At 66.0% G+C, this 26,050-nt stretch carries 25 protein-coding genes; 16 read left to right on the top strand and 9 right to left on the bottom strand.

Annotated features, from left to right (window positions below; genetic code table 11):
• The first annotated feature begins 166 nt into the window (after nucleotides 1-166).
• From KTJ89_RS15505 to KTJ89_RS15525, 5 genes are read left to right on the top strand one after another with little or no spacing between them, the layout of a single operon-like run.
• Nucleotides 167-637: an Asp23/Gls24 family envelope stress response protein gene (locus tag KTJ89_RS15505; RefSeq protein WP_139469056.1), complete on the top strand. Its 471-nt coding sequence runs from the start codon at nucleotides 167-169 to the stop codon at nucleotides 635-637.
• Between the two features lie 37 nt (nucleotides 638-674).
• The gene (locus KTJ89_RS15510) at nucleotides 675-857 is read left to right on the top strand and encodes a hypothetical protein (RefSeq protein ID WP_062862592.1); all 183 of its coding nucleotides are present in this window, start codon (nucleotides 675-677) and stop codon (nucleotides 855-857) included.
• 4 nt (nucleotides 858-861) lie between these two features.
• Nucleotides 862-1,251 (top strand): Asp23/Gls24 family envelope stress response protein, encoded by a 390-nt coding sequence (locus KTJ89_RS15515; RefSeq protein WP_229664069.1) that lies wholly within the window; start codon nucleotides 862-864, stop codon nucleotides 1,249-1,251.
• A complete protein-coding gene (locus tag KTJ89_RS15520) occupies nucleotides 1,248-1,823 on the top strand; it encodes a DUF6286 domain-containing protein (protein ID WP_139469055.1) in 576 nt (191 codons plus the stop codon). Before KTJ89_RS15515 ends, KTJ89_RS15520 begins: the two co-directional genes overlap by 4 nt.
• Nucleotides 1,820-2,416 carry an alkaline shock response membrane anchor protein AmaP gene (locus KTJ89_RS15525; protein WP_139469054.1) on the top strand — a complete coding sequence of 199 codons (597 nt, stop codon included), beginning with the start codon at nucleotides 1,820-1,822 and terminating at the stop codon, nucleotides 2,414-2,416. Before KTJ89_RS15520 ends, KTJ89_RS15525 begins: the two co-directional genes overlap by 4 nt.
• 542 nt (nucleotides 2,417-2,958) lie before the next feature.
• Here KTJ89_RS15525 and KTJ89_RS15530 read toward each other — a convergent pair.
• Together KTJ89_RS15530 and KTJ89_RS15535 are read right to left on the bottom strand one after the other, a co-directional pair.
• Nucleotides 2,959-3,735: an SDR family NAD(P)-dependent oxidoreductase gene (locus tag KTJ89_RS15530; protein ID WP_259358386.1), complete on the bottom strand. Its 777-nt coding sequence runs from the start codon at nucleotides 3,733-3,735 to the stop codon at nucleotides 2,959-2,961.
• Nucleotides 3,732-4,556, bottom strand: coding sequence for a thioesterase family protein (locus KTJ89_RS15535; protein WP_259358387.1), 825 nt, complete (start codon nucleotides 4,554-4,556; stop codon nucleotides 3,732-3,734). The genes KTJ89_RS15530 and KTJ89_RS15535 overlap by 4 nt, the downstream gene beginning before the upstream one ends.
• Nucleotides 4,557-4,624: 68 nt before the next feature.
• On the opposite strand from KTJ89_RS15535, the gene KTJ89_RS15540 reads away from it, so the two are divergent.
• On the top strand, nucleotides 4,625-5,419 hold the full coding sequence (locus KTJ89_RS15540; protein ID WP_139909275.1) for an exodeoxyribonuclease III: 795 nt from the start codon (nucleotides 4,625-4,627) through the stop codon (nucleotides 5,417-5,419).
• Between the two features lie 110 nt (nucleotides 5,420-5,529).
• Nucleotides 5,530-6,444: a GTP pyrophosphokinase gene (locus KTJ89_RS15545; protein ID WP_139909276.1), complete on the top strand. Its 915-nt coding sequence runs from the start codon at nucleotides 5,530-5,532 to the stop codon at nucleotides 6,442-6,444.
• Nucleotides 6,445-6,512: 68 nt separating this feature from the next.
• Here the strand turns inward: KTJ89_RS15545 and KTJ89_RS15550 are convergent, their stop codons facing one another.
• Both KTJ89_RS15550 and KTJ89_RS15555 read right to left on the bottom strand, forming a co-directional pair.
• Nucleotides 6,513-7,367, bottom strand: coding sequence for a DUF1707 SHOCT-like domain-containing protein (locus tag KTJ89_RS15550; protein WP_259358388.1), 855 nt, complete (start codon nucleotides 7,365-7,367; stop codon nucleotides 6,513-6,515).
• Between the two features lie 11 nt (nucleotides 7,368-7,378).
• Complete coding sequence (locus KTJ89_RS15555) at nucleotides 7,379-8,287, bottom strand: DUF1707 SHOCT-like domain-containing protein (protein WP_259358389.1); 909 nt, start codon at nucleotides 8,285-8,287, stop codon at nucleotides 7,379-7,381.
• 110 nt (nucleotides 8,288-8,397) lie between these two features.
• Here KTJ89_RS15555 and KTJ89_RS15560 point away from each other — a divergent pair, with 110 nt between their 5' ends.
• From KTJ89_RS15560 to KTJ89_RS15580, 5 genes are all read left to right on the top strand, one after another.
• On the top strand, nucleotides 8,398-9,276 hold the full coding sequence (locus tag KTJ89_RS15560) for a DUF5926 family protein (RefSeq protein ID WP_259358390.1): 879 nt from the start codon (nucleotides 8,398-8,400) through the stop codon (nucleotides 9,274-9,276).
• 81 nt (nucleotides 9,277-9,357) lie between these two features.
• Nucleotides 9,358-10,206 (top strand): glycosyltransferase family 2 protein, encoded by an 849-nt coding sequence (locus KTJ89_RS15565; protein ID WP_259358391.1) that lies wholly within the window; start codon nucleotides 9,358-9,360, stop codon nucleotides 10,204-10,206.
• Entirely contained in the window at nucleotides 10,203-11,141 is a 939-nt protein-coding gene (pheA, locus tag KTJ89_RS15570; protein WP_181271482.1) for a prephenate dehydratase, read from the top strand. The genes KTJ89_RS15565 and pheA overlap by 4 nt, the downstream gene beginning before the upstream one ends.
• Nucleotides 11,142-11,327: 186 nt before the next feature.
• Nucleotides 11,328-13,166: an FAD-binding dehydrogenase gene (locus tag KTJ89_RS15575; RefSeq protein WP_259358392.1), complete on the top strand. Its 1,839-nt coding sequence runs from the start codon at nucleotides 11,328-11,330 to the stop codon at nucleotides 13,164-13,166.
• Nucleotides 13,163-14,005 carry an SDR family oxidoreductase gene (locus KTJ89_RS15580; protein WP_259358393.1) on the top strand — a complete coding sequence of 281 codons (843 nt, stop codon included), beginning with the start codon at nucleotides 13,163-13,165 and terminating at the stop codon, nucleotides 14,003-14,005. Before KTJ89_RS15575 ends, KTJ89_RS15580 begins: the two co-directional genes overlap by 4 nt.
• Nucleotides 14,006-14,089: 84 nt before the next feature.
• On the opposite strand, the gene KTJ89_RS15585 is transcribed toward KTJ89_RS15580, so the two are convergent.
• Nucleotides 14,090-15,022, bottom strand: a complete 933-nt coding sequence (locus KTJ89_RS15585) for an NAD-dependent epimerase/dehydratase family protein (protein ID WP_139469044.1) — start codon at nucleotides 15,020-15,022, stop codon at nucleotides 14,090-14,092.
• Between the two features lie 33 nt (nucleotides 15,023-15,055).
• Entirely contained in the window at nucleotides 15,056-15,835 is a 780-nt protein-coding gene (locus KTJ89_RS15590; RefSeq protein ID WP_259358394.1) for an enoyl-CoA hydratase, read from the bottom strand.
• A 108-nt stretch (nucleotides 15,836-15,943) separates the two neighbouring features.
• On the opposite strand from KTJ89_RS15590, the gene KTJ89_RS15595 reads away from it, so the two are divergent.
• Entirely contained in the window at nucleotides 15,944-17,521 is a 1,578-nt protein-coding gene (locus KTJ89_RS15595; protein ID WP_139469042.1) for a Na+/H+ antiporter, read from the top strand.
• A 187-nt stretch (nucleotides 17,522-17,708) separates the two neighbouring features.
• Nucleotides 17,709-20,315 (top strand): ATP-dependent chaperone ClpB, encoded by a 2,607-nt coding sequence (gene clpB, locus KTJ89_RS15600; RefSeq protein WP_172171951.1) that lies wholly within the window; start codon nucleotides 17,709-17,711, stop codon nucleotides 20,313-20,315.
• Nucleotides 20,316-20,470: 155 nt separating this feature from the next.
• On the opposite strand, the gene KTJ89_RS15605 is transcribed toward clpB, so the two are convergent.
• The 3 genes from KTJ89_RS15605 to KTJ89_RS15615 form a co-directional block, all read right to left on the bottom strand.
• Nucleotides 20,471-21,823 (bottom strand): HTTM domain-containing protein, encoded by a 1,353-nt coding sequence (locus KTJ89_RS15605; RefSeq protein WP_259358395.1) that lies wholly within the window; start codon nucleotides 21,821-21,823, stop codon nucleotides 20,471-20,473.
• Nucleotides 21,813-22,601 carry a DUF5819 family protein gene (locus KTJ89_RS15610; RefSeq protein WP_259358396.1) on the bottom strand — a complete coding sequence of 263 codons (789 nt, stop codon included), beginning with the start codon at nucleotides 22,599-22,601 and terminating at the stop codon, nucleotides 21,813-21,815. The genes KTJ89_RS15605 and KTJ89_RS15610 overlap by 11 nt, the downstream gene beginning before the upstream one ends.
• Before the next feature lie 215 nt (nucleotides 22,602-22,816).
• Complete coding sequence (locus tag KTJ89_RS15615) at nucleotides 22,817-23,992, bottom strand: CaiB/BaiF CoA transferase family protein (RefSeq protein ID WP_259358397.1); 1,176 nt, start codon at nucleotides 23,990-23,992, stop codon at nucleotides 22,817-22,819.
• 254 nt (nucleotides 23,993-24,246) lie between these two features.
• Between KTJ89_RS15615 and KTJ89_RS15620 the strand changes: the two genes are divergently transcribed.
• Nucleotides 24,247-25,281 carry an agmatine deiminase family protein gene (locus KTJ89_RS15620; RefSeq protein ID WP_259358398.1) on the top strand — a complete coding sequence of 345 codons (1,035 nt, stop codon included), beginning with the start codon at nucleotides 24,247-24,249 and terminating at the stop codon, nucleotides 25,279-25,281.
• A gap of 258 nt (nucleotides 25,282-25,539) precedes the next feature.
• A complete protein-coding gene (locus KTJ89_RS15625) occupies nucleotides 25,540-25,980 on the top strand; it encodes a hypothetical protein (protein ID WP_259358399.1) in 441 nt (146 codons plus the stop codon).
• Nucleotides 25,981-26,050: the final 70 nt, after the last annotated feature.

The following is a 26,050-nucleotide window of genomic DNA, read 5'->3' on the forward strand; positions in this document are numbered from 1 at the left end:
CGCGGCCGCGGAACCGGCTTGCCGCCTCGGCGAAAAATTCGCTCCGGCGAAAAATTTCTGCGAACACCGCGTGAGGATTCTCGTCAGGCTGCGTCTGTACCTGTGTAAGCATCCTTCAGACGAAGGACTTGCGAACCGCATGCACCTCCAACGAAAAGGAAGAACGATGCCGGAACCCAAGCAGTCCGATTCGAACCAGAAGGCCCAGACCACCCAGAACGATGACGTGCGCAGCCCGCTCGTCACCGAGATGGGCACCACCACCATCGCCGAGAACGTCGTCGCCAAGCTCACCGGAATCGCCGCCCGCGAGGTCCCCGGCGTCTACGGAATGGGCAATGCCGCACGCCGCGCCTTCGACACCCTCACCGACCGCATCCCCGGCTCGCAGACCAACGTCTCGGGCGGAGTGTCCGTGGAGAAGGGTGAGAAGCAGACCGCCATCGACCTCACCATCGTCGTCGAATACGGCACCTCCATCGTCGACGTCGCCGAGGCGATCCGCCGCAACGTCGTGCGCGCCGTCGAACAGGGCACCGGACTCCAGGTCGTCGAGGTCAACATCGACGTCACCGACGTCCACCTGCCCGAGGACGACGAAGAGGCTCCGGCCAAGGATTCGCCGGAACTCAACTGACCCTCATCCGCTGCACCACCTCGGCAGAAGGAATGCCATGTCGAAAACTCTCATCGGACTCCTCGTCGGCCTGACGCTGGGAATCGTCGCCTACTTCGGCGGTTTCCTCGCGTTCCTCGTCGTCGCCATCTGCGGCGGGCTCGGCCTGGTCGTCGGCCTCGTCCTCGACGGACGCCTCGACCTGTCCGCGCTGAGCTCACGCTCGACCACGCGGAGGTAGCGCCGTGGCCCCGATACTCGACGACGCTCCAGCTCGCCGAGGCGGCCTGACGATCGCGGACAAGGTCGTGGAGCGCACCGCCGGGCAGGTGCTGAAAGACCTGCCCGGCGTCGGCGGCACGAGCTCGGGTCTCTTCGGAATCGGAGCGAGTTCCAGCCTGGACACGCGCCCGTCCGTGGATGTCACCCTGTCCGGGCGCAGCTGCACGCTCGCCGTCCAGCTGGGCCTGGCCTACCCCACCCCCATCGTCGAGGCGACCGAACACGTCCGCTCCACCCTGAGTCACGAAGTCGAACGCCTCACCGGTGTCACCGTCCGTCAGGTCGACATCAGCGTGCGGTGGCTCGCCCCGGAGTCCTCCGGTGCGAATCGAGGAAGGAATCGCCTGCAATGAGCACACGCCTGCTGCGCAAGCGGCCCTCCCGCATCGGTCCGGCCGTGGTCGTCGCCCTCATCCTGCTGCTCCTCGCCGTGGGACTCGGTTGGGCCGGCATCGCCGCATTCGTGAGCTTCGGATCCGTCGCAGCCGCACTGATCGAGGCGCCGGATTCCGCCATCGCCGAGGCGGCCGGGAACCTGCATTGGAATTCCGCGGTCGTCATCGCGGTCGGCATCGTCCTGGCTCTGCTCGGACTCATCGCCTTCATCCTCGGCATCTCTCCCGGAGCGCGCCGGATCCTCGGCGTGAGCGCCGCTGGGTCAGAACACATCGGTGATTTCGAGGTCGCCCTGCCCACCTCGGCGCTGTCGCAGATCGCGGCCGCGGCCGCCGATGGGGTCGACGGCGTCAGCGGGGTCAAGGCCTCGTCGAACGCGAGGTCGACGATCGTGACGTTCTCGACGCCGATCCGCGACGTTGAGCCGATCCGTGCCGAAGTCGAAGCCGCCGTCAGGGAACGCTTCGCCTCGATCTCATTCGACCGCACCCCCACGGTGAAGGTCCAGGCCAGAAGGAGTCAGTCATGAGACGCACGGCCGCCGCCGCCAACCGCACGGGACTGATCATCCTCGGCCTCATCGCGCTGATCATCGGATTGGCAGTGCTCGCCATCGGGTTCGGTCTCACCGCCCCGGTCGACCCTGCCCTGGAGGCGGGAGCGGATCTCGGTCCGGTCGCCTCGGTGCTGGCGCTGCCCTATTCGGCGCTCATCGCCGTGGTCGTGGCCCTCATCCTGGCGATCATCGGGCTCCGCTGGCTGAGCGTGCAGGTCCCGCGCAAGGACTTCGCGAAGCCCTTCCGGATGCAGGCCGATGCCCGCACGGGTCTGACCACGGTGAATGCGGAGGTCATCGCCGAGGCGGTCGCCGCCGACCTCGAATCCACCGACGGAGTCTCCGACGCCACGGTGATTCTGCGCGGCACCGCGCGGAGTCCGGAGCTGCTCATCCACGTCGACGCCGATGAACGCGCCGACATCGATGCGATCATCGCCGAAGTCGCCGAGCGCGCCGCCGGCAATGCGGCAATGGCACTCGGTGCTCCGCTGAGCGCGGTGGCCCTGGAGATCGGCATCGCCCGCACTCGCTCGCGCCGCCAGCGCAGCGTCAGCGTCCAGTAGCGCCGCCATCCAAGAGCGCCGCAGTCGGCAGAAGCCGGCAGCTTCTGCTTCAGCAGCAGGCAGCGGCGAGGTCACTATCGGATGCGGCCACCGAATCCAGGTCACTATCGGATACTTTCGCACGCAGAAGCATCCGATAGTGACCTGAAGACAGGCAGGCGGTCGCGAAACACTGCTGTGAATGACAAGAACCCCGGGGCGCGTAATCGCGACATCCCGGGGTCCTCGCAGCACTCCCCTCGAGTACCCGGACGCATCCCCATACGTCCGTTATGTCCACCCGATCCCCACCGGGCGAACACATTAATTTGACCACACTTTCGTGTCGCTTGTAAAGAATCTCACGCTCCGTCTTGAATCCTGTCGGGCTCTATAGCACAGAAGCGATCAGAATAAAACCCCTGGTCACAGGCTCACCCCCCCGGTAGTTCAATCCTCAACTCAGTTGTGCCGCCCCTGCCGAAAATTGCATATAGGTCACATCCCGCGGCGAGCACACGACCACAGTTCGATGACCGCCGGCGCATCTCGCGAATCCCGACTCAGCGATCGCGGGTGCGGGCGAAGGAGAATCCGGCCGACCCCCATCGCATGAGTGGACGCGGCACCACAGGGGCAACGAGCGCGGCAATGCGATATCCCCACCCCGGCACAGAGACGACCTTCCCCGCCCGCGCATCACGCAGCGACTCCCGCACCACCTGATCGACGCTGAGCCAGATCAGGCCGGGCCCCGGACGCTCCACGCCGAGGCGGCTGTGGAATTCCGTCCGGATGAAGCCAGGCAGAACGGCGGTGACCGTCACCGGGTCGCCCCTGAGTTCCCCGGCGAGCGCCTCGGTGAAGACCAGAGTCGAGGCTTTCGACGCGGCATACTGTCCCATCGTCGTCACCGCCGCCAGCGAGGAGACATTGATGATTCCTCCGCGACCGCGGGCCCGCATGCACCGGGCCGCTGCCAGCGACAGCTCTCTCACCGCCCCGGCCAGCACCCGATCGAGCACCTCTAGCTCAGCAGCATCGGTACCCAGCAGTGTCCCGGACAGACCGAAGCCGGCATTGTTGATGGGCACATCGATCGGCTGCGTCGCGATGATCTCGTTGACCGCGTCGATACCGTCACGGGTCGACAGATCGGCCACGGCCGCCTCGGCGTGGATATTCTGCGTGGTTCGCAGCTGCTCGGCCAGCTGATTCAGCCGGTCCTCGTCCCTGGCGACCAGGACGAGGTCGTAGCCCTCGGCGGCCAGGGTGCGGGCATAGCCGCGCCCCAGCCCGGAGCTCGCCCCGGTGATGAGGGCACGCGGCCGCGGATTCATACCGCGCCTTGACCTCGACGAACGGTCAGGGACTGCACTGCTGTGCCGATGGGTCCGTCGACGTCGCTGAGCACGCTCGTCGTCTGCCCCAGTCCGGTCGGCCCGAAGGCCACCTTGGTGTCGAAGCCGACCCAGCCGGCTTCGGGCACGCGAGTGAGGTGGATGGAGAGGTCGACGTTCGGGAAGAACGTCGTCTTCGGATCCTCACGGACGGCCAGACCGTTGGCGGTGTCGACGAACTTGACGAAGGCCGCGGTCGGCGGGTCGATCTCACCGTCGACGAGAGGATAGGGACTGCGCACCCAGGACCGTGCGTAGCCGGGGTGGGCGTCCGCTCCCTGGCGCCCCTCGAGGGACGCAATGTAACCGCCGCCCCAACGGTTGGTGAAAGGAATCTCGGGCACTTCGGACACGGGCGGCATCGCCGACCATTCGTCGCCTGCGACCGCCTCGGTGTCGGAGGCCTGCAGTCTCCACACCCGAGCGGTCACGCTGGTGCGCTCACCGTGGCGCATATGCGCTTCGACGAGTTCGATGGTGCGGCCGGGGCGGACGACGTCGACATCGATGGTGAACTCGCCGGAGTGGATGACGCCGAGGACGTCGAAGGTCACCCGGGAGATGAGCTTGTCGCTGGGCAGTCGACGTTTGATCTCGGCAAGCACCATCCCCGAGGCAGGCGCGAGGTGCTGCTCGCCGGGCTGCCAAGCGCCCTGGCTGTGCAGAGTCGAGACGAGGCGGCCCTCGGACAGCCGCACATAGTAGGAGTCCGGGTAGGCGGCACCGTCATGGCCGAGGTGTTCATTGGGAGCTTCAGGCATGGTCCCAATCCTATCGACCCGTCGAGACCCCGCTTTCTCCTCCGGCGCGGACGGCTTAGGGTGGGAGGGTGAGAATCGCTACGTGGAATGTGAACTCGATCCGTGCCCGCCATGACCGCATCGGGGCCTGGCTGGATCGTTCGGATGTCGATGTCCTGGCCATCCAGGAACTCAAGTGCAAGGACTCGCAGTTCCCCGAGGAGCTGTTCACCGAGCGCGGCTACGAGGTCAGCTATCACGGCCTCAACCAGTGGAACGGTGTCGCCATCGCCTCGCGCGTCGGACTGGCCGACGCCGAGATCGGGTTCAAGGACATCCCTGCCTTCGGTTCGGAAGAACCCGTCGTCGAAGCCCGGTCGCTGTCGGTGACCTGCAACGATGTACGCGTCTACTCGCTCTATGTGCCCAACGGCCGCGAACTCGACCACCCGCACTACGGCTACAAGTTGGAGTGGTACAAGGCGCTGACGGCCGATATCGCCGCCCAGCTGAGCGCCGAACCGGAGAAGAAGCTCGTCCTCTGCGGTGACTTCAACGTCGCTCCGCTCGACGAGGACGTCTGGGACATGGCCGAGTTCGACGGCGCCACCCACGTCTCCGATGCCGAACGTGCCGCTTTCGATGATCTCCTCGGCGCGGGCCTGAGCGAAGTCACCCGCCAGTTCACGCCCGGACCCGGCGTCTACACCTTCTGGGACTACCAGAAGCTGCGCTTCCCGAAGAAGCAGGGAATGCGCATCGACTTCCAGCTCGCCTCGCAGGCGCTGGCGAAGACCGCGACCGCGGGCGAGATCGACCGTGAGGAGCGCAAGGGCAAAGGCGCGTCCGATCACGCTCCCGTCGTCGTCGACTACGACCTCTGAGGCACCTTCGTCTCACCTTTCGGCACCCCGGCGCAACTTCAGCGTCGAAGCCATAGACATCTCCCCTCTCTTCTGGTGAAGTTGAATCAGGAGCTAGGAAGGTGACGAGGATGTCAGCAACTGTCCGCGAATTGGTCGACGAAGCCTACGACCGGCGTGAGTCCACCTGGAGGGCCGCCCTCGAGACGGTCAATGACTGGGTCGAGTCCGTCCGCGCTCCATCCGCACTGCTCTCCGGAGATCGAGTGCGCGTCGTCGACGGTCGGATCAAGGATCGACTGCGCACCGGCGAGAAGCTGCGCCGCAAGCTCGCCGATGCCAACGACGAGATCCACGAATCCGTCGAGGTCGAGAACCAGGTCATCGATGTCGTCGGCGCCCGCGTCATCTGCCGCACCGAACGCGAACAGTCGGCCCTGTGGGACCTGCTCACCGAGGTGAGCGACGATACGAACCTCTCCATCGCCGAGGTGCGCGACTATTCCGCGACCCCGAAGCCCTCTGGATACCGCGGCCGCCACCTCATCGTCGAGGTTCCCTTCGATTCCGAGCCTTCCGTCCTCGTCGAACTCCAGCTGCGCACAATCATGCAGGACGCGTGGTGCGTGCTCGCCGAGGAGCACCTCTTCAAACCCGGGCAGGCCCTGAAATCCGATGCCCAGCAGGAACGGCTGTCGGTGATCCTCGCAGGTCTGATGGCGCAGGCCGACTCCGTGGCCGGCTACATCGCCGATGACGTCGGCGCGTATCTGGGCATGGGCAATTCCGCCCCGCCCCGCGCCTTCGCCGAGGCGGACGAACCGACCGATCCGGCCATCGAGGTCACGATCCGCGAACTCAACCACTCCTATGTCCTCGCCGCCGACGAGGTGGGCCGCCACGGCATCATCCGCTTGGAGACGCTCGGGCTGACCCCCGACAACCCGGAGCGCTCCGCGTTCCCCCATCCGGGCGACAAGCTGCAGGTGCGCATGGACGAGTCGAACAACACGCGCTACTTCATCCCCGTCGGCCACGACCGCTGAGTCGAGCACGTCAGCTGAGTCAGCCACGTCAGCTGAGCTGCCTGCGACAGGCAGTGGCGGCTGTTCGGTCAGTCGCGTTTGACGCGCTTGAGCCCGTCAAGGGTCCAGGCGAAGGAATCCGGCCCGTCCCAGATCAACACCAGCCATTCGTCAGCGGTCAGATCATAGCCGATATCGAGCTGATGCGACTGCGTGTTCTTGCTGAGTTCGGACTTCACTTCATCGTGCAGAGCGGCCACGTCGACAGCTGGGATCTCGGCGGGTCTGAGCCATTTGTCTGACGGACTCTGGCTCGTGTCGGTGTCGACCGTCGGACGAAAGCCCTTCCGGAAGCGGACCGTGATCCACTCGTCGTTCTCGTTCGACCCCTTGACCGTGACGTCGTCTCCTCCGCCCTGAATCCGCCCGACCATGGTCAGCCCGAGTGCCGTCGCATGTTCGATTGCTGAGGGCACAGTGTCCTTGCGCCAGTTCAGCACCTGCACGAGATCAGTGGGAACGGTCTCCTCATAGTCGTCCTCAGACTCGGAAGAATCAGACTCAGAGGACGCCGAGTTCGACCCCACTTCGCCTCCACCGCCTCGGACAGTCGCCTCGGCGCCGTCTCCGCTCTTCACCCACGCTCGGGTGCCGACCCACGATGCGGCAGTGATGCCGACCAATGCCCCGATGCCGAGCACGAATCGCCGGCGGTCGGTCGTCTGCGTCCGTTCGAACTTCTCGTCATGCCATTCGAAGGGCAGATCGGCGACGAGGCCGTCGAGGGTGGTGAAACGGGTGGCCGCCTCGGCGGAAGCGATCCGCTCGTCGTGTTCGTCGGCGCTGAGCCGTTCGTCGGCGAGCGCCTCATTGAGCGCTGAGATATAAGGCGCGCGTTCGTCACGGGAGGGACGCCAGTCATCTCTCTTCCTCGTCTCGGCCATATCGATCCCCTTCAGTCCTCGCCCGTGCGATGGATGGAGATGAGCTCTTTCCCGTCAGCAGTCCAGCGCAGTTCTCCTCGGCCATCGCCGTAGTCGCCGCCTGCCACCATCACAGAGATCACCGGTTCCGCTTTGCTGTTAGACGCGTCGCTCTCGGTCCGCAGCTCCACTCGCAGGCCCTGCCCGCTGCCGAGTTTCTTCGCTGCCGCCTGGGCCATCGCCGGGATGAGGCCGAGAGCGAAGTCGTCGAGTGTGAAGAGCCTGTCGCCTTCGCCCAAGCGACTGCTGGGGGTGATGTCCGGCTCTGCACGCCCGTAGACGATGACGCTGTCGATGCCGCGAGACGATTTCAGACTGCGGGCACCGGCCTGGAACACATCCGGATCGATAGAGATCTCACGGAAATGCGTGTACCCCTTGTCCTTCACCCTTGTCAGCACATCTTCGAGGGCAGCAGGGTCAGTGATGAAGTCGACCTCAGGCGAGTCCGAGCCCGAAGTTTCGACTGCCTTTGAGTCCGCGCCGAAGAGCCGAGAGGCTCCGCCGGCGACGACGAAGCCCAAGGCAGCGGCACCACCGGCGAGCAGGAGGCGGCGGCTGACCGCCGGGGCGCCGCAAGTCCGCAGCGAACGGCGCCGCTTGAGCGCCTCGGCGCGGGTGAGGGTGGTCGGGAACTCGACCTCGGGTCGGGGCAGATCGGCCAGGGCTCGCTGCAGGTCCGCGGCATGGTTCCCGGTTTCGATGAGAGTGGAGCGGCGCTCGAACTCTTCATCGTCGATGCGCCCGTCGGCATAGGCCGACGACAGAGCTGTGCGAAAGGCGTCGCGTTCGACGAATGAAGGGCGCAATTCTTTCCGGGCGGCTCCGGCTGTATCGGACCGGTCGTCTGGGTTCCCGGTCGACGTCTGCAGAATAGCCACGGATAAATGATGCCACCGTTGCCAAGCGTGGGCCACTTCAACTCACCGTGCTGCGCGGGCCGTCGCACTGGATGATGCACCGATGACTCCACCGACTAGACTTGCGTCCCATGGGAAAGAAGTCGAAGCGCTCCAAGGAAGAACTCATCGCCAAACGCCTCGCCAGGGCGCAGGCCACGGCATTCGTCGCGCGTCCGTTCGCGGACCTGCCGTTCGAAGCCGACCTCATCTGCCTGCGTGAACTCGTGCCCGCGGCCACCGCGACCGCGAAGCTCACCGAGGAATACGGCGGCCACGAGGTGACCATCACGTCCCTGCTGCCCGCCGCATGGCAGGCCTGGCGCCGCGACGACGGTGAGATCCTGGCCGGAATGCAGGTGCCCGTATCCTCGACCGACGCCTCCCGCGACGTCGCCCGCGGTCTGCTGGCCGCCGTCGACGCCGAACCCGGCACCTCCATCGAGGCGACCACCGAACCCGGTGAGGGCCCGCGTCTGCAGGACATCCTCGACACCTCGCACCCGTTCGACGTCCGCGTGCTCGAGAACTTCGACTACTGGGCCCTGCCCGAAGCCGAGTCCGATGCCGACGTCGCCGCCGCCCTTCAGCAGGCCAACGACTCCGTGGCCCCGACCGAGAAGCTCGCCTCCGTCGCCTCCGCCTACTGGACCGAGATGTCCGGCCGCACCTACGTCCGCTGGGCCCGCCCCGAAGGTGAGGACCGCGTCGTCGATGCGATGGCCCGCCTGCAGGCCGAGAACGCCAACGACCTCGGCGGAATCGGCACCTTCCTCGGCTACTTCCGCGCCCACGGCATCATCGTCCCCGTCTGGGAACTCGAGTTCGGCACCCAGGTCGACGACGTCGAAGAGCCCATCGCCGCGTTCGGCAAGCGCCTCGACGATGCGCTGAACACGACCGAGCCGATGAGCACCGAGGCCCGCCGCGTCCGCTCGGGCATCGTGTCCCGCCAGCTGACCATCCACTGATATCCGTCACCACTCCATCACCGAGGCGGGACCCGAAAAGGGTGCCCAGCCTCGGTGCCGGTGACGGACAGGAGAACCGACATGAGCGTACAGCCGCACCCCGCCCCCGAGGCAGTCGCCGCCATCATCCCCGCGATGAACGAATCCCAGCGGATCGGTGCCACCGTCGCTGCGGCCAAGCAGATCCCCGGGGTCGACATGGTCCTCGTCGTCGACGACGGATCGGCTGACGACACGGGAACCCTGGCCCGCCGGGCCGGCGCCGAGGTCATCACCCACCCGAAGAACAAGGGCAAGGCTGCGGCCATGATGACCGGAGCCTTCGCTCTGCGCAATCGGGAGATCTCCGACGCCGATCCGGGCGTCGACCCGCACCACCGGGCGCTGCTGTTCATCGACGGCGACCTCGAGGACTCAGCGATGAACACCGCTCCCCTGGCCGAGCCTGTACTCGCTGGTCGGGCCGACATGACGATCGCGATCGTGCCCGCGCAGAAGCGCAAGGGCGGGGGCTTCGGCTTCGTCGTCGGACTGGCGAAGAAAGGCATCGCCGAACTCTCCGGATTCGACGCCACCCAGCCCCTGTCGGGCATGCGCTGCCTGTCGCGGGAGGCCTTCGACGCGGCCCTGCCGTTCGCCGCCGGATGGGGCGTCGAAGCGGCCATGACCATCGATGTCGTCAACGCCGGACTGCGCGTGGAAGAGGTCGCATGCGACCTCCACCACCGCGTCACCGGTCGCGATCTGAAAGCCCAGCTGCACCGTGCCGCCCAGTACCGCGACGTCGCCCGCGCGATCCTCGTCCGCCGCCTCCGTGCGAAGCGGAATGGCGGGACGCCGGCCGGCGGCGTCTCCTCCACCCCTGCCGATTCCGGGTCGTCCGAATCCACGCAGAATTCCTCCGATCCACACAAGGAGACCGGCAAGTGAGCCTCAACCGTTTCGCGTACCTCGGCCCTGAGGCCACTTTCACCGAGGCGGCCCTGCTCAGCTTCCTCGACTCCCGGAACCTGCGCGCCGAGGCCACGACTCATCCGATGCGCAATGCCCCCTCGGCACTCGACGCGGTGCTCGAGGGTGACTGCGATGCCGCGGTCGTGCCGATCGAGAACTCACTGGAAGGCGGAGTGCCCGCCACGATCGATGCGCTCACCGAGAACGGGCGTCTGCAGATCATCGCCGAGGTGGTCGTGCCCGTCCGCTTCGTCCTCGCCGTCAAGCCCGGCACCACCAGGGAGGAGATCTCCTCCTTCGGTTCGCACCCGCACGGCGAGGCGCAGGTGCGGGCGTTCATGAACGAGAACTTCCCCGAAGCCGTCTACCTGCCGACGTCCTCGACTGCCGCGGCCGCCAGGGACCTGGCCAATGACGCCGGCGACCATATGGCCGCCGTCTGCCCGGCCCTGGCCGCGCAACGGTACGGACTCGAGATCGTCGCCGAGGACATCGGCGACCGCAAAGACGCCGTCACCCGATTCGTCGTGGTCACCCGCCCGGGTCCTCTGCCCGCCCCGACCGGCGCGGACAAGACGACCGTCGTGGCGGCCCTGCGCTCAGACCGGGCGGGTTCGCTGCTCGAACTGCTCGAACAGTTCTCCAGCCGTGGGATCAATATGTCCCGCATCGAATCCCGGCCAACCGGTGACGGGCTGGGCCTCTACCAGTTCTCCATCGACCTGCTCGGACACATCCACGAGGCACGCATGGCCGAGGCTCTGCAGGGTGTCCACCGGGCGGCCCTCAAGCTGCACTTCCTCGGCAGCTACCCGAGCTCCGACGGAGCAGTGGTGCCGGTCGACCCGACGACGACGGACGAGTCCTTCGCCGCAGCCGCCGACTGGCTGGAACGCACCCTCGAAGGCTGATGGACACCGACCGAAATTGCGCGTGACTACGGACCGCCTGCGCCTCTTCACACCGGGAAAATCTGCAATACTGAACCCTACTGGTAGGTAAGTGTGTCCAGATTGTCAGAATCCGGCCGGTTTTGGGCAATCTGCGCACACTTGACGTCGGTTCACTAGCCGACAGAGACGACAGAGGAGTCGACGATGAGTTCTTTCGACAGCACGGGCTCGTCCCACGCACCTGGTGACGGCGGAGACATTTCCGAACCCGGTGATCGTTCCACCCCGGATCGCCGCTCTCCCGATGCGATCGTCGTCGGGGCCGGGCTCGCCGGTCTCGTCGCCGCCCACGAACTCACCCAGGCCGGCAAACGCGTGCTCATCCTCGACCAGGAGAACCGCGCGAACCTCGGCGGACAGGCGTTCTGGTCCCTCGGCGGACTCTTCCTCATCGACTCCCCCGAACAGCGGCGACTGCGCATCCACGATTCGCTCGAGCTCGCCAAAGACGACTGGGCCACCTCGGCGGGCTTCGACCGAGATGAGGATCATTGGCCGCGGAAGTGGGCGGAGGCGTACCTCGAGTTCGCGGCCGGGGAGAAGCGCCGGTACCTGCGTGACCTCGGCTTACGCCTGACCCCGATCGTCGGTTGGGCCGAACGCGGTGGGTCCGGTGCGGCTGATCACGGCAATTCCGTGCCCCGTTTCCACCTCACCTGGGGCACCGGCCCCGAGGTGGTCCGGGTCTTCCGTGAACCCGTCGAGACCGCGGAGGCCGCCGGACTCGTCGAGTTCGCCTTCCGTCACCGCGTCGACGAACTCATCACCGAGGATGGGACCGTCGTCGGCGTCCGCGGGCGGACGCTCGCCCCCAGTCACACGGCCCGCGGAGTCGAATCGAACCGCGACGAACTCGCCGACTTCGAACTCCGGGCACCCGCCGTCATCGTCACCACCGGCGGCATCGGACACAATTTCGAACTGATGAAGAAGTACTGGCCGGTCGACCGCCTCGGCGAGTTCCCGGACACGATGCTCGCCGGAGTGCCCGCTCATGTGGACGGGCGGATGCTGCAGATCGCCGAGGATGCCGGAGCCAGCCTCATCAACCGGGACCGGATCTGGGCGTATACGGAGGGCATCGAGAACTGGAATCCGATCTGGCCGGGGCACGGGATCCGCATCATTCCGGGGCCGTCGTCGATGTGGTTCGATGCCGAGGGCAATCGTTTCCCGGCGCCGAACTATCCGGGCTTCGATACGAATCGGACGATGCGCACGATCCTTGAGACCGGGCACGACTATTCATGGTTCGTACTCAACGAGTCGATCATCCGCAAGGAATTCGCGCTCTCCGGTTCGGAGCAGAACCCGGACCTCACGGAGAAGGACATCCGGATCACGCTCGATCGGGTGCGCTCCTCCGATGCGCCGGGACCGATCGAGGCCTTCAAGAAGTACGGCTCCGACTTCGTCGTGGCCGAGACCACCGAGGAACTGGTGGCGGGAATGAACGAACGCTCCCGCGGACCGGTCATCGAACACGACCACCTCGTTGAGCAGATCCGGCAGCGGGACCGGCAGACCGAGCACGCTTTTTCGAAGGACGCGCAGGTCCAGGCCATCCACAATGCGCGGTCCTATCTGGGCGATAAGATCGTGCGCGCGGTCAAACCGCACAAGATCCTCGACCCGGCACACGGTCCGCTCATCGCGGTGCGTCTGAGCCTGCTGTCACGCAAGACCCTCGGCGGGCTGGAGACGAACCTCGACGGGCAGGTGCTGGCGGGATCCGGCGCTGGTGAGGAGCGAGGTCGCGAGGCTGAGCGCACACCGATCCCGGGCCTCTACGCCGCCGGCGAGGTCACCGGTTTCGGGGGCGGCGGAATGCACGGGTACAACGCGCTCGAGGGAACGTTCCTCGGCGGGTGCATCTTCTCCGGCCTCCGCGCCGGACGCGCTGCCGCCGAGCAGGCCGGCCGTGCGGTGACCTCTCTGCGACCGGAAAGCGGGTCTGCTAGAGGCGAAGCAGCGCACTCGTGACCGGTGGTATGCAGCGCACTGAACTCACAGTCTTGGTCACCGGCGGCACCTCGGGAATCGGTCGAGCCGTCGCCGAGGCGCTGGCGGCGAAAGGCTGCACGGTGCTGGCAACCAGCCGGAACCCGGACCGCATCTCCCCTGCCGACCGGATCCCCGGTGTCAGGTATCTTCCGCTGGACCTCGCCGACCCGGATGGTCCGGACCGACTGGCCACAGAGCTCGAGGAACTCGGCCCGCTCGACGGCATCGACGTGCTCATCAACAATGCCGGTGAGAGCCAGTCGGGTCCGTTCGAAGAGCTGCCGGCCGATGCCGTCGAACGGCTCTTCCGTACGAACGTGTTCGGACCGGTTCGACTGAGCCAACTCGTCCTGCCCGGGATGCGTGCGCGGCGTGCGGGACGCATCATCATGGTCGGGTCGATGCTCGCCAGCTTCCCTTTGGCCCACCGCAGTTCGTACTCTGCGGCGAAGGCGGCTCTGCGCGCTTTCGCCACGGCGGCTCGGCAGGAGCTCTCCCCCTTCGGCGTATGGGTGAGCACCGTCGAACCGGGATCGATCGCCACGGGTATCGGGCTGCGGCGGACGAAGTACCTCGAAGAGGGGTCGCCCTATACGCAGGACGTGACGACGATGCTCGAGCACCTCGACGCCAACGAGCGCGGCGGCATTCCGGCCGCCAAGGTTGCGGCCACGATCGTCGATGCGATCATCGCGCCGAGGCCGCGGGAGTTCTACGCCGTCGGCAGCAGAGCACCGCTGCCGTTCCTGCTGGGGCGTGCGCTTCCCCGCGAACTCGTGTCGAAGATCGTCGCCGCCCAGCACGGGCTCAAGCGGTAGGCGTCTCAGTCGCCGGGTCCGGCGGATTGCTGTACCGCTGATGTCCGGCTGAAGCGCTGAACCTGGTCGCTGGGCCCCAGCGCCCTACTGCAGGCGGGACGGGATGAGGTGTTGGGTGGTCGAGATGCCGAGCACCCGCTGCTGCCGGGACAGATTGTACGTCCGATCCGACTGCAGGTATCTGACGAGGAAGAGCTTCGCTCGGTCCCCGCGCTTGAACACGCCCTTGATCTTGAGTCCGAGCTTCGCCGACACCAGCGCCTTGTCCTTCGCGACCCCCTCGATGACGACCTGGTCATAGCCCATCCGAGCGAAGTGAGTGACCACAGCCTCTTTGAGCCGGTACGGAATCGGATCACCGATATTGAAGGGACCCGCCGCCGAAGGCACGTCGAGGCAGGCGAGCGCGGCCCGCACCACATTGTCGACATGCGTCAGGGTGATCTTCTGCCTGCCGCCGCCGGGCAGCCGCAGCACACCCTTCTTCGACATCCGCGACAGGAACGGCATGAGCATCGTCTCCCCCGGACCGTAGACGGCCGCGGGACGCAGGATCGCAGCATCGGGACGGAGCCTCATGACGAGCTGCTCGGCGAGAGCATGGGTGCGAGAGTACGCGTCGGCGAAGTCGTTGGGGTCCTTCGGACCGGCTTCCTCCCACAGCTCGGCGTGGGGTTCGGACTCGGAGTACACCGTCGTCGAGGACACGTGCACGATGCGGGCCTTCGGAAACGCATCGAGGACATGACGTGTGCCCGTCACCTTCACGTTGTAGAGAGCGTCGTCATCGGCGCTGACGGAGGCGATTCCGGCACAGTGGAAGACCGCGGTCACATTCTTGGCCAGGGAGGTCACCGACGCGGACGCAGGTTCGGTGATGTCCCAGTGTTGGAAGTTCACCCCGGGGATCTCGGGATCTCGCCGGGACAGCGCGTAGACCGTTTCGTCCCTTTCGGCGAGCGCCCGTGCAATGGCACCACCGATGAAGCCGCTGGCTCCGGTCACTATCACCGCCACGACGTTCCCTCTCTCATCTTCACGCCCACCGCCTCAGCGGCGGTGCTGCCACTGCGGCTCCCTCTTCGTCAGGAAGGCGTCGATCCCTTCCTGCGCATCGGCCGCGACGGCATTGTCCGCCATCACCTGCGACATCCGCGCGTAGGCGTCGGCCACAGGCAGCTCCCGCTGTTCGTAGAACGCGGCCTTTCCTAGGGCAACTGTAGCCGACGAGGCGGACGCGACTTTGAGAGCCAATTCCAAGGTGGCGGACTCGAGGTCGGCGTCGGCGACGACATCGGAGACGAGACCGAACTTCAGCGCATCCTGTGCACTCACGAAATCACCGGTCAGCAGCATCCGCATCGCCTGCTTCGCCGGCACCGCCCGGGAGAGGGCCACCATCGGGGTCGAACAGAACAGACCGATCTTCACTCCCGGAGTTGCGAATCTGGCGGACTCGGCGGCAACGGCCAGATCGCAGGTCGCCACCAGCTGGCAGCCGGCCGCCGTGGCCACACCCTGCACCTGTGCGATGACCGGCTGTGGGATGGATCGGATGAGCTGCATCAGTCGGGCACAGGCGTCGAACGTGGTCTGCTGCGTCTCCAGATCTGCCCCGCGGATCTCGGTGAGGTCATGACCGGAGCTGAACACATGACCGGCGGTGATGAGGATGACCGCGCGCACATCGGTGCGGTCGGCCACCTCGGTGAGGGTGTCGATGAGGTCTTCCATGACCTCACGCGACAGTGCGTTGCGCGTGGACGGCCGGTTGATCGTCACGGAGGCGACTCCGTCGTCGAGCTGCGCGAATACAATTGATTCCGACATAGCCTCATTCTGCCAAAGGTCGCCGGGCCCGGCGCGGAATCTGCGCAGACGATTTCCGCCCGCCTCCGGACACATCTGCCCCGGTGGGAGCGATTCGGAGGGACTGGCATGACCACACTGCTGATGATCATCGGATTCGGTGCCGCCACCTCGGTGGTGGTCGGATTGGGGCAGAAGCTCAAGCTCCCGTGGCCGGCGCTCATGGTCCTCATCGGCATCGCCGGTGCGTTCATCCCCACCTTCGCCGAGGTGGCCATCGATCCGGAGCTCGTCCTCCCTCTCTTCCTGCCGCCCCTGCTCTTCGCCGCCGCACAGAAGACATCGTGGGCGCTGTTCGCGATCCGGTGGCGCACGATCCTCGGCATGTCCGTGGCTCTCGTCGGTGTGACCGTGGCCGCCGTCGCCGGGTCCGCGGTCTTCCTCGTCCCCGGAATCACCATCGCCGCGGCCATCGCGCTCGGCGCCATGCTCGCCCCACCCGACCCGGTCGCTGTCGAAGCCGTGGCCAGCACCGTGTCGATCCCCCGCCGCATCATGTCGACCCTGCAGAGCGAAGGTCTGTTCAACGATGCCGCCTCCCTGGTCATCTTCCAGACCGCAATGGCCGCAGTATTGGCCGGCACCGAGGTGGACTACGCAGATCTGGCCGTGTCGTTCGTCGTCTCCGCCGTCGTGGCGATCATCGTCGGCCTGGTGCTGTCCTTCGCCGCCTGGTGGGTGATGGAGAAGATCGATCACACGATCGCTCGGTCCTCCCTCATGCTCGTCCTGCCCTTCGGCGTCTACCTCGTGGCCGAGCACTTCCACGCCAGCGGGGTCATCGCCGTCGTCGTGGCCGCCCTCGAAGTGCGGCGCCGCGATGTCGAGGGGAACTCGGCGGAGCGGGTGACGCAGAACTCGACGTGGCAGGTCCTCGAGATGCTCATCACCGGAATCGCCTTCGGACTCATCGGCCTCGATCTGCGTCTCATCGTCGAATCCGAACACGCCGACCTCGGGCGAGCGCTGCTCGTCGGCGCGCTCATCGCTCTCATCGTCGTCGCCGTCCGCTTCGTCTGGCTGCTGCTCGGCACTGTCATCGAACGCAAGAGACGCGAGGAGGATCCGGATGCCGCACCTTTGAGCGTCCGCGATGCCACGCTGATGACCTGGGGCGGGATGCGCGGCCTCGCCACGGTCGCCTTGGCGCTGTCGATCCCGGCCACGACGAGTTCCGGTGCCCCGTTCCCCGGGCGGTCCTATGTCGTCGTCGCGGCCGCGGTGGTCCTGCTGCTCACTCTGGTGCTGGCGGGCCTGAGCTTTCCGACCGTCGTCGCTCTCCTCGGCATCGACGACGAGGCGGAGAAGGAACATCAGGCGACCAGGGACATCGCTCTGCGTGCCTACAAGGCTGCGATGCGCGAGATCAAGAACGATGACAGTCTGCCCGACGACGTCATCGAACCCCTGCGGGCGAGGTTCAAAGTCCTGCACGATCAGCTCAGCGGAACCACCGATGACCAGGCGAGCTCGGAGCAGGCGATGGCGTTCAAGGAACACCGGGAGCAGATGCTGGCCGTGCAGAAGAAGGCCATGCAGTCCGCGCGCGCCGAGGTGCTCAAGGCCCGGCGCGAACGCGGCACCGATCCGGAGATCGCCGACCGCGTGCTCCACCGCTTCGACCTCCAATCGGTCATCACGAGGTAGGGGCGGGCCGGTCCCGGCCGGGCAGGTTTCCGGGCCGGTCCCGGCTGGACAGGGACACGTATCCGGGCGGGCCGCCTCGGCGAAGTTCTTCTCGATTTTCAAAGTTGAGCGGAATAGACTCAACTTTGTCGGTGTTGTTCTTTTCGAGAGCTGAAATCAGCACAGAATTTGAGAAGGAGATGCGTACATGGACGCACAGATGACAACCAAATCCCGGGAGGCGCTGCAGACTGCGGTCAACGACGTCGTCGCCCGGAAGAACAATCAGATCGAACCGGCCCACCTCGTCGCGGCCCTGCTCGGCCAGCCCGATTCGCTCGCCGCGACCCTGCTGACGAAGGTCGGTGCCGACCCGCAGACCGTGCTGCGGTCCATCGAGTCCGTGATCAGCGGATTCCCCACCGTCAGCGGTTCCACCGTCAGCCAGCCGGGACTCTCCCGCGCCGGCCTGGAGATGATGAACCTCGCACAGGAGGAGATGACGGCCCTCGGCGACCAGTTCGTCTCGACCGAACACCTGCTGCTCGCCGCTGCGGCCGGCAAGGACGGCGCCGGTGAGGCGCTGCGCGCGAATGGGGCCAACAGGGACGCACTGCTCGCGGCCCTGCCCGAACTGCGTGCCGGAAAGAAGGTCACTTCGGAGAACCCCGAGGAGACGATGCAGTCGCTGGAGAAGTTCGGCATCGATCTCACCGCCGTCGCCCGGGAAGGCAAGCTCGACCCGGTGATCGGCCGCGACAAAGAGGTTCGCCGCGTCGTCCAGGTGCTCTCGCGGAGGACGAAGAACAACCCCGTTCTCATCGGTGAACCCGGCGTCGGCAAGACCTCCGTCGTCGAAGGCCTGGCCCAGCGGATCGTGGCCGGAGACGTGCCCGAATCGCTGCGCGACAAGACGCTCATCAGCCTCGACCTGTCCGCCATGGTCGCCGGCGCGAAGTACCGCGGTGAGTTCGAGGAGCGGTTCAAGGCCGTGCTCGAGGAGATCAAGAACGCCGACGGTCGGATCATCACCTTCATCGACGAGCTCCACACGATCGTCGGTGCCGGTGCCGGCGGAGACTCCTCGATGGACGCAGGCAATATGCTCAAGCCGATGCTCGCCCGCGGTGAGCTGCGGATGATCGGTGCCACCACGTTGGACGAATACCGCGAGAACATCGAGAAGGATCCCGCTCTGGAGCGCCGGTTCCAGCAGGTCTTCGTCGGTGAGCCCAGCGTCGAGGACACGATCGCGATTCTGCGCGGGCTCAAGGAACGCTACGAAGCTCACCACAAGGTCTCGATCAACGACGGCGCCCTGGTCGCGGCCGCAACGATGTCGAACCGGTACATCACCGGCAGGCAGCTGCCGGACAAGGCCATCGACCTCGTCGACGAGGCGGCTTCCCGCCTGCGGATGGAGATCGATTCGGCTCCGGTCGAGATCGATGAGCTCCGCCGCGCCGTGGACCGCCTGAAGATGGAGGACATGGCCCTGGCTAAGGAGACCGACTCCGCGTCGATCGAGCGGTTGAGCGCCCTGCGTGCCGATCTCGCCGACAAGGAGGAGGAGCTGCGCGGACTCGAGGCGACCTGGGAGTCCCAGCGTGCCGGCCTCAACCGGGTCGGTGAGTTGAAGACGAAGCTCGACGAGCTGCGTTCGGCCGCCGAGAAAGCTCAGCGCGACACGGACCTCGAGACCGCATCCCGTCTGCTCTACGGCGAGATCCCTGCCGTGCAGAAGGAGATCGCCGAGGCCGAAGCCGCCGAGGCCCAGGCCGAGGCGGGAGCGAATTCCGATCAGATGGTCTCGGACAAGGTCTCGAGCAACGACATCGCCGAGGTGGTCTCCTCGTGGACGGGCATCCCCGCCGGACGCCTCGTCCAGGGCGAGGTCGAGAAGCTGCTGGGAGCCGAGGGCATCCTCGGTGAGCGTCTCATCGGGCAGAAGAACGCCGTCGCCGCGGTCTCCGACGCCATCCGCCGTTCGCGGGCCGGGGTCGCCGACCCGGATCGCCCGACCGGTTCGTTCCTGTTCCTCGGACCCACCGGCGTCGGCAAGACGGAGCTCGCGAAATCTCTCGCGGACTTCCTCTTCGACGACGAGAAAGCCCTGATCAGGATCGATATGAGCGAATACGGTGAGAAGCACACCGTGTCCCGCCTCGTCGGTGCACCTCCGGGTTACGTCGGATACGACGAGGGCGGCCAACTCACCGAGGCGGTCCGCCGTCGCCCGTACTCTGTCGTGCTGCTCGACGAGGTCGAGAAGGCGCACCCGTCCGTGTTCGACATCCTGCTGCAGGTCCTCGATGACGGTCGGCTCACCGACGGTCAGGGACGCACGGTCGACTTCAGGAACACCATCCTGATCCTGACCTCGAACCTCGGTTCACAGTTCCTCGTCGACAAGAGCCTGTCGACCGAGGAGCAGCGGAGCAAGGTGCTCGATGTCGTGCATGCGACGTTCAAGCCCGAGTTCCTCAACCGTCTCGATGACATCGTGCTCTTCGACGCGCTCAGCCAGACCGAGCTCGCGTCGATCGTCGATCTGCAGATCTCGCACATGTCGCGCCGGCTCTCCGACCGTCGTGTCTCGCTCGAGGTCACTCAGGGAGCCGAGGACTGGTTGGCGCTCGAAGGCTACGATCCGGCGTTCGGTGCCCGGCCGCTGCGCAGGCTGGTCCAGCGCGAGATCGGCGACAAGCTGGCCCGCGCTCTGCTCGCCGGCGACATCGTCGACGGGGACACCGTGGTCGTCGACCTGCCCGAAGACCCCGAGGCCACCGGCCTGGAGCTGCGCCCCAAGCGGTAAGGCTCCCGGCTGGGGCGTGCTGCGCGGATTCGGCCCAGTTTGAGTTGAATAGCACCTATTCGAACATGGGCTATTCAACTCAAACTGGGCTGTTTCGCTGACCGCAGGGTCTCCCATTTCAGCATCTGCCGGTTGCTGAGCGCTATGCGCGACGGTTACTTGCCGCGAGAGCCTGCGGACGACCGCGTACGAGTCTTCGCAGACCCGCCCTTGGCAGCACCCGAACCACCGCGAGCACCCGAACCGCCGCGGCCACCGGCGGAACCGCCACCAGCCCCACCAGCACCCCGCGGAGCCGATGACGTCCACCAATGCCGCAGGTAGGCGCTGACCTTCGCGAATGAACGATCGCGGATGAAGATCGCATCGACGGCGATCATCGTCAGCGAGAACCACGGCAGGCCCATGAGCAGCGCGATGCCCAAGTGGAAGGACAGGATGCCCAGCAGCGCGATGATGCGGGTGTAGCGGTTGAAGAGCATGAACGGGAAGGCGCACTGGAAGAGGATCGATCCCCACGAGATCGCTACGACCATCGGCCCCCACGCCGTCATCAGGTCCGACAGCACCGGCCACGTGCCGAACTGCTGAGTGTGCAGCGGGTTGTACACGGCGAATCCGTGCTGCCAGGCCTCGCCTCCGGCCTTGTACAGACCGCCGGACATGTAGATTGCGCACACCTGGAACGCGAGTACGACGATCGCGAGGTTGTTGGCCATGATGAGCGCCCAGCGCCACGAGCCGCCGTCGTTGTCCGGGAATTCCGGGTTCCGCGCGCGCCGCCTGGCGTCGAGGGACCATCTGCGGGTCGTATCGGCGAAGAGCATGGCGATCATGAACATCCGGTAGGCGTTGTCGCCCTGATCCCCTGCCCCGTCGTTGAGCTCGATGAAGCTCACCCACAGCACGAGGTAGATCGGCAGGACGATCCTTGTGCGCCACCCGAGGATGATGACGATCGCCAGCAGCGCGAGCCCGATCATCATCGCCGTGAACAGCGGCGGCGTCGTCACCGCTCGGTGGAAGAGGGAGAAGAGCCAGATGGTCGGGAAATCGCTCTTGGGTTCGGCGATCTCCCCGTTCCAGGCCGATCCCACACCGAAGGTGTAATGCCGAGCGCTGAAGTTCGTGAGGATGAGGCCGAGACCGGCGAATCCGATGAGGATCCGTGTCACCGCCAGCCCGTATGTCGCGTGGTACCGGCCGGTGAGCATCTCCTCGAGCCAGTTCCACCCCTGCGCGAGCTTCGTCCGCACGAGGGTCGTCACCGGGACCAGCCCGAATTCAGGAGCCGAATCACTCGCCGAGGCGGTCCCATCGTTTCCGCGGCCGGCGGAGTCCGAACCGTGGTCCTTCTCCGGTTTCCGCGCCGAGGCGGTGCCGGCGTTCGCGTGGCCCGCGGAGTCCTTCACCCGGCCCTGCGCCGAGGCGGCCGTGCCGGTCCGCTGGTCAGTGACCTCTGCATCGTGGTCGTCCCCGCCTGTGCGGGTCGTGTCATCACTGTTCACCGACGCACCTCACTTCGTCCGAGGCACAGAAGTACTTCGTGAATTCCTCTTGGGACTGATGGTCTTCGACGACGAGTGCGCGCCATCCCACGGGGACGGGTTGGATGTTCGGACGCTTCGCGTCTTTGTCGTTGCGTTCGGCGAAAGGCACGACGTTCTGACGGGCGGCCTGGTATTGGACGCGCTGGACGTCGTCGCCCCAGATGGCCTTCGCCACCTGCGTCGCATACGCGGTGGCCAGATGTTCGCTCTCCAGGTAGGCGGGAATCGCGTTCTCCGGGTCGTCGTATTCCCCCAGCTTCGTCTCCAGCCGGTCGACGGAATCGTCGCCCTTGAAGTAGTCGAGTTTGACGATCGCCTTCTGATCGTCGGGCAGATCTTCCCACGAACCTTTGATGTCCGAGGCCACTCCGATGCCCAGCCCCGCCGACCGCGGCGGGAACAGCTTGTATGTCGAGTGGTCGAGTTCGACATCGGTGGCCCGCACCCATTGAGTGATCTCTTCGCCGCTGTCGGTCTTGATCACCGCGCGCACATCGAAGTAGTAGTCGCCGTTGATCGGCTCGGGGGCGAACACGCTCCACGACTGTCCCCACAGCGGGATCATGTATTTGGAGAGCAGGTCACCGGGAATCACCTCCCTCGCCGTCGAGGCAGGGGCGATCCACAGGAAGCTGGCGAAGATATGGAACCCTGTGATCGCCATCGCGATGACCATCAGGGTCCATTTCACCGCCGAACGTCTCCGAGGTGTGACCTCGGTCGACTCATTGTCCATCTCGGTTCCGGAATTCTCTTGGGAATACGACTGCCGTCACCGGAGGTCCCGCGCCTCATCGGTCGCTTGGCAGATCTCTCGGTGACAACACACAGTCAATAGGGTACTTCAGCTGTGGCACTGCCCGCCCGGGCAGCGGCAGAATCATTCGCGGTCATCAGGCGCAAGATGACTTCCTCACGATGACTTGCCGATTCGCGGCGCACGCCCGAAGTCTATTCGGCCGCCCTCAGCCACGCCTTGACCGCTTCCGTGGAATCGCCGAGCGTCGGCGGAGCCAGTTCGTAGCTCGGCGGGGTCTCGGACAACCGGATCGGGTTGCGGACGGTGGGGATGACGCGATCGCCCTGACCCGCCTCGGCGACGGGCTCGAGTCCCAGCGACGATGCCAGGTCCACACCTTGGGCGATCGAGTTGATCGGCGCGCAGGGCAGCCCCGCCTCGGTGAGGATGTCGAACCATTCCTGGTTCGTCTTCTCGCTCAACGCGGCGATGAGCTCGGGCTCGAGGTCATCGCGGTTGACGTTGCGGTCGGCGAAGTTCGCGAACCGTTCATCGGTCGCCCATTCGGGGTGGCCGAGCACCTCGGCGAGCCGGGCGAACTGCTTGTCGTTGCCGCACGCGATGATGATCTGGCCCTCCGCCGTGGGCATCGGCTGGTACGGGTAGAGGCTCGGGTGCTTGTTGCCCATCGCCTGCGGAGTCACGCCGCCGGCCACATATGCCGAGGTCTGGTTCGCCAGCCCGGACAGCGCCGAGGACAGCAGATTCGTCTCGACCAGCTGACCGGTCCCGGTGTCCTTGCGGTGGTTGAGCGCGCCGAGGATGCCGAGCGCCGTATGCAGTCCCGTGATCACGTCGACGACAGCGACACCCGCCTTGACCGGGCCCGACTCTTCGGAGCCGGTGACCGACATGAATCCGGACAGACCCTGGATGAGCAGATCGTAGCCCGGCTGAGGATTGTCGCGACCGAAACCCGTCACCGAGGCGTAGACGATGCCCGGATTGACCGCGCTGACCGACTCATAGTCGAGGCCGTACTTCGCCAGTCCCCCGGCCTTGAAGTTCTCCACGAGCACATCCGCGCGAGCAGCGAGCTGCTGGGCGAAGGAGAGGTCGTCGGAGTCCTTGAAATCGAGGACGACGGAGTGCTTGTTCCGGTTCGCCGTGAGGAAATACGTCGCATCATCCCCTCGCCGAGGCGGCGCCCAGTGACGTGTATCGTCCCCGGTTCGCCCCTCCACCTTGATGACCGTGGCACCCAGATCCGCAAGCATCATCGTCGCGTAGGGGCCGGCGAGGACTCGGGAGAAATCGGCCACGATGGTTCCGGCCAGAGGCCCCGTCCCTCGCCTGCCGAACATCTCCTGCAGATCCTGATCTTCCACTTCCTGCCTCCTTCGCCCGCGATCGAATGCTGGTTCCGTGTCCGGTGTCGTGCGTCCGGTTTCGGGCCAGCTCTGTGACTCCCTGCCAGACTATACGGACTCCCGTGGCCGCCGACTGTCCCAGATGGCTACGTGGACTCCTTCGGCTGGCCGGTGTGCAGATGCGGCGACGGACCTGCGAAATCCGTCGACCGCCTCGGCGAGATTCTGGCTACACTCGGCTCAGCGACAGTCCACCAGCGAAGGGACGAACGATGACGTTGCACATGCCGGCGGAGACCGCCGCCCAGGACCGAGTCTGGATGGCGTTCCCATCTTCTGGCTACGCGCTCGGCGACACCGAAGCCGAGGCCGACGCGGCACGCGCCACGTGGGCCGCCGTTGCCCGCGCCACCAGCGAATTCACCCCAGTCACGGTCGTCGTGACCAGCGCACAGACAGATCATGCCAAGCGCCACCTCGGCGAGGGGATCAACCACGAGATCACGATCGTCAACGCCGAACTCGACGATGCGTGGATGCGCGATATCGGACCGAGCTTCGTCGTCGACGAGGCGGGTGCGCTGCACGCGGTGGACTGGGTGTTCAACGGGTGGGGCGCGCAGGAGTGGGCGAGCTGGGATCACGATGAGCACATCGGAGAATTCGTCGCGGGCCTCGCCGGGACTCCCGTGGTGTCCTCCGATCTGCGCAACGAAGGCGGCGGATTCCACGTCGACGGTCAGGGCACGGTGCTCGCCACGCGCAGCGTCCAGCTCGACCCCGGCCGCAATCCGGGACTGACCGAAGCCGATGTGGAAGCCGAATTCGCGCGCACGATCGGGGCCAAGAAGGTCATCTGGCTCGACCGCGGACTCCACCGGGACAATCAGACCTTCGGCACCCGTGGACACGTCGACATCGTCGCCGCGATGCCCAGCCCCGGCGTCGTCCTCGTCCACGATCAGCGCAATCCCGAACATCCGGACTTCGAATTCAGTCGCGCACTCAAGGAGCAGTTCGCGGCCGAGACCACCGCCGACGGCACACCCTTCGAGGTGGTGCCGATCCCGGCTCCGGAGGTGCTGCGCGACGAAGAAGGGTGGGTCGACTATTCGTATGTCAATCACCTCGTCACCAACGGCGGGGTCATCGCCTGCACCTTCGACGATCCGATGGACGCCGAGGCGGCAGCCGTGCTCGAGCGCGTCTACCCGGGGCGGAAGGTCGTCGGGGTCGATGCACGCGAACTCTTCGCCCGCGGCGGCGGAATCCACTGCATCACCCAGCAACAGCCGAGCCTCGGCTGAGTCGAGCCGGAACCTGCTGCAGGTCCCGGCTTCCAACCCCCGGGCCGCGCGTGCCGAGCCGGGATCCCGCGTGCCGAACCCGGGATCGTCGAGAATCTGCGATGACGGCGCGGGTGAATCCATACCCGTACGAGCACGACTCGGTATAAGCTGGATCTTGAGGGCACAGTGCCCGTGCGCTGCCACATCGTTGCCCGGACCTGTGTCGCACAGCAGAGCCGAATACGGTGACGTCAAGTTGCGAAGAGGAGCACGACCATGAAGAAGAGATTGATTCTCCTGGCCGGTCTCGGAGTCGGATTCATTCTGGGATCACGCACCGGGCGCCAGAGCTACGAACGGCTGAAGGCCCAGGCTCAGGATCTGTGGACCGACCCGCGCGTCCAAGACACCGTCGAGAAGGCCAACCAGTCTATCCGCGAGAAGTCGCCGGCAGTCGCCGATGCCGTTCAGACCGCGGCCGACAAGGTCAACGCCGCCGCTGCCACGAACACTCCCGTCTCCGAATTCGACGGCGACGAGGACTCGACTGGCGCGAAGGCAGACACTGCGGCGAAGAGCACCACGGCCGCGCAGGAAACAGCGAAGTCGAACACCACGGCGAAGCACAAGCCGTCGCCGAAGGCCCAGGACTCGATCACCGATCCCGAGCGTCACCTCGACGACGAAGGACCGGCCGGAGTCGCCGACGACGACTGAGCAACGGCAGACTGGCTGAGTCAGTCGGCAACAGCCCAGGAAAAGGTGAACAGCCCATGTTTGAAACAGG

The sequence above is a fragment of the Brevibacterium sediminis genome, from assembly GCF_024895295.1.
GTDB classification, from domain to species: Bacteria; Actinomycetota; Actinomycetes; order Actinomycetales; family Brevibacteriaceae; genus Brevibacterium; species Brevibacterium sediminis.